This is a genomic window from Candidatus Cloacimonadota bacterium (assembly GCA_034661015.1).
GTDB lineage: Bacteria > Cloacimonadota > Cloacimonadia > JGIOTU-2 > JGIOTU-2 > JAYEKN01.
Genome location: JAYEKN010000230.1, coordinates 1 through 3,973 on the forward strand (window position 1 = coordinate 1; position 3,973 = coordinate 3,973).

The window sequence follows — 3,973 nt, forward strand, 5'->3', positions numbered from 1 at the left end:
AACTGGTATCTGCATCCCAATTTCTGTCCCTAAGGGCAGCACCAATATCTATTCCAGCAAGATTGTAAGTAAGTTTAAGCCCAAGTGTGGAGGGTGTATCATAACTTGAACTCGTATCATTCTTTCCACCATCTGCCCAGTAAACATTCCAACCTGCATCACCAAATTTACCGGCAAATTTTACCTGCCAACTAGCTTCAAAAAGCTGAGGTTGGAAAGCAGTGATGTTGCTAAAAGAACGACTTGAAACTTTACAGAAATCATAGGGAATTTTACCAATGGAAATGTCCATAAATTCAAATGGGTTAAGTGTGAACCATGCTTGTTTGATAACCATAGGATCTTTGCTTACCAATGGAGCCATAGCAAGATCTACACAATAATTGTCACCTTTCCATCCCAGACGGATAGATTCAAGATGCCAGAACCTAAGAGAGTAATCAGTTGGTCCTACATCAGTTCTGGAACTATAGAAAAAAGCCATTTCATTATAATTCGGAATGAGCTTCTCCTCAAAGGTAATAGATTCTTGTTCAATAATAACTTCGGCAAATGCAGCTGTAGTAAGTAACAAGAGAGAGATTAATAGTAATCCAATTTTTTTCATTAGATTCTCCTTTCGTTGTCTCCAGTTTTTTTGATTATTTCTAATTTTTTTATTCATAAATCATAACTTTTTTATCTTCCAAAAAGATAAAGTAAAGGGCGGACTTTGTGTTTCTGAAAAATTATTGTCAAACATTTTAAGGATATTTATTCACTTTTATGGAAAAAATCTTTATTTATAGTTTCATTCCAAAAGAAATTCTGTGTGAACTGCTAAAGTCGGGATTGTATTCAAATGAATAATTTAAATTATAATTCAAGTGAGAAATCTGTAATCCGGTTGTTTTGTTGTTTCTCTCTAATCCACCAAATAGACTCAAGAAAGGAAATAATTCGATCTGTAAACCAGTGTGAACATCCGAACTGGTTTTGCCGAGTTTAATTTGAGAAGCGGTCTCTCTGTCTTCAAAATATATATCCGATTGAAAGGAAATTATTGCTGGTTTTGTAATGATTGGAAAGGAAAAGTTATATGCTAAGCCCAGCAACAAATTGGGATTAATGGTTTCGGTATCGCTGTCTGCCCACCAAATTTTTGTTCCGAATAAATCTCGAATATTCAAGCCGAAAGATAAATTGCTTTTAGGATGATAAAGAAATCCAAGATCGCAACCAAAACCGGAAGCAGAAATGTTCTCAATATTTTTATAGATAAATTTCGTGGAAACTCCAATGGAAATAGAAGATAAAAATTTCGACGAGAAAGACAAATAACCCGTATAATCAGCGTAAGTGTTTTTGCTTTCGAGAACGGGCGGATTTGAAGAGGATATTGTATCTGACGGATTTGTCAGTTCAGTAAACGGAATCCCGGAAACTCCAATTCTGGAAAGCAGAAATCCAAAATGAGTTTTATTCTCAAGAGGATAAATAAGGGAAAAAGAATCATAATTCAGCGCACCACCATATTCTTCGCAGTGCATAATGTCAAAACTAATTGCATTGATATTGTGTCCACCTGCGGGATTCCAAAAAACAGAAGTGGAATTATCAGCAAGAGCCACAAATGCGTCCCCCATACTTTTTGCTTTGACGCCAATGCCAAGATTGAGAAATTCTCCGGCATATTTATCTGCGAAAAGAGGAGATATTAATAAGCTGATAAAAATTACTGAAATGCCGAAACGCTGAATTGTTGAAACGCTGAAACGCTGAAACGCTGAATTGCTGAAACGCTGAAACGCTGAAATGCTGAAACGCTGAATTGCTGAAATGCTGAATATAGATTTAATCATAATTTGCTCACATAATTTGCTAAAATTTTTTTTAATAACCCGTTTTGAAAAGAAATCGTAAGAGCCGATTTTTCACCGCTTCCTCTTACTGATAAGATTGTCCCTTTGCCAAATTTTTTGTGCATAATTTTTTGCCCGACTTTGAATAAATCGTTGCTTGTATGCCAGTCAAAATTCTTTTTTGTTATATTGATATCATTGCTCTTCCGGCTTTTAAATTGAGAATTTTGCGAGAAGTTAGATTGGCGATTTTGATATGAATTAAATTGGATTTTTTCCACGAATTCATCGGGTATCTCATTTAAAAATTGGGAAGGAGCAACCGGAATTGCTGAACCGAATATTCTTCTATTCTGGGCAAAAGACAAACAAAGTTCTTTTTGAGTCCTTGTCAAAGCCACATAGAAGAGGCGTCTTTCTTCTTCAAGTTGCTCCGGCACATCCGCACTATTGCGATGAGGAAGAAGTCCTTCTTCTACGCCAACCACAAAAACGTAAGGAAATTCAAGCCCCTTTGCATTGTGCATTGTCATCAAAAAAACAGTATCTTTATCATCCTCTGAATTATCAATATTGGTCATAAGAGTGATGTTTTGTAAGAATTCGGAGAGGATGGGCGTTCTGCCGAATTGCTCGAAGAAAGTCTCGCTAAATTCTTCTGTGGAGGAGATAAATTCACGCACATTTTCTGATCTCGTTTCGCCTTTTACCAAATCAATGCTTTTATAAGCCTCAATGAGCCTAATTTCATTAATTAGATTTTTTGTCAAAATGCTAATTGGTTGGGTTTCCGCTCGTTCCTTATATTTTTTTATCAATTCATAAAATGATGCTAATTTTTTCTTTAAGGCGGAAGTAAAATCCTCAATATCGCTTAGTTTTTCTAAAGCATGAAAAAGGGAAATTCCATGATCTGTGGCAATATCCATTAATCTGCCCAATGTTACTTTCCCGATTCCTCTTCGGGGAATGTTGATAATTCGCAAGAGACTTTCATTATCTTCCGGATTTACCAGAACGCGCAAATAAGCGATGATATCTTTGATCTCTTTTCGCTGGTAGAAATTGATTCCACCAACGATTTTGTAGGAGATATTCGCCTTGATAAACTCGGACTCCAGCACTCGCGATTGAGCGTTAGTTCTATAAAAAATGGCAACATCTTTACGTTTTGTATTTGGCTGAACGATTATTTGGCTAATCCTTTGAGCAACCATAATAGCTTCATAATATTCGTTTTGCAGTTCGTAAACGGAGATTTTTTTCCCTTTGCTTCTTGAAGACCACAGTTCTTTTTCATGTCTGGACTCATTTTTTGCAATCAAATTATTCGCCGCATCAAGCACATTTTGGGGAGAACGATAATTTTGGGTCATTCGGATTATTTTAGCATTCTTGTAATCATCTTCAAACGAAAGAATGTTTTGAATATCCGCTCCCCTCCAGCCGTAAATTGATTGATCATCATCACCCACCACACAAATATTTTTGTGGGAATTTGCCAGCAATTTTGCAAATTGATATTGGGCAAAATTCGTATCCTGATATTCATCAATCATTATATATTTAAATTTGTTTTGGTATTTTTGCAAAATTTCGTTGTGGTTTTGAAATAATTTTACAGTATAGAGAAGAAGGTCATCGAAATCCGCACCATTATTATCCAATAAATATTCCTGATATGATTTGTAGATTTTCCCCATCATATTACCAAAGTAAGAATTATCGGATTGATATTCTTCATAAGCAATGAGATTATTTTTTTTGTTTGAGATGATATTCAGAGCTTTGGCAGGGGGGAAATTTTCTGCTGGAATTTCCAACTTCTTCAAAACTTTTTTCATAATGCTTTTCTGGTCGTCTTGATCGAATATCGTAAAGTTGGTTTTGAGAGGAAGTTGCATAATTTCAGTTCGCAGAATTCTAAGGCACATAGAATGAAAAGTTCCCATCGAGAGAGTGTACGAAGAAATTCCGAACCAATTATGAAGCCGTTCCTTCATCTCGTTCGCTGCCTTGTTTGTGAAAGTTACGGCTAAAATATTAGCAGGATTAATTCCTTTCCCCTTAATCAAATAGGCAATTCTGTGGACGATGCATCTGGTTTTACCGCTACCGGCACCGGCTAAAAT

3 protein-coding genes are annotated in these 3,973 nt (G+C 35.9%); all 3 read right to left on the reverse strand.

Annotated elements, in window-relative coordinates; translation table 11 throughout:
* Nucleotides 1–607 (reverse strand): hypothetical protein (locus U9P79_08640; GenBank protein ID MEA2104686.1); only part of this gene is annotated, 607 nt, incomplete at its 3' end.
* A 175-nt stretch (nt 608–782) separates the two neighbouring features.
* Nucleotides 783–1,841, reverse strand: a complete 1,059-nt coding sequence (locus tag U9P79_08645) for a hypothetical protein (GenBank protein ID MEA2104687.1) — start codon at nt 1,839–1,841, stop codon at nt 783–785.
* The coding region (locus U9P79_08650; GenBank protein ID MEA2104688.1) for a UvrD-helicase domain-containing protein at nt 1,838–3,973 on the reverse strand (2,136 nt) is incomplete at its 5' end. The genes U9P79_08645 and U9P79_08650, both read right to left, overlap by 4 nt.

What these genes read in the sequence shown, in the direction of transcription:
- U9P79_08645 (MEA2104687.1), bottom strand. Translation starts at nt 1,841, where the DNA reads ATGATTAAATCTATATTCAGCATTTCAGCAATTCAGCGTTTCAGCATT.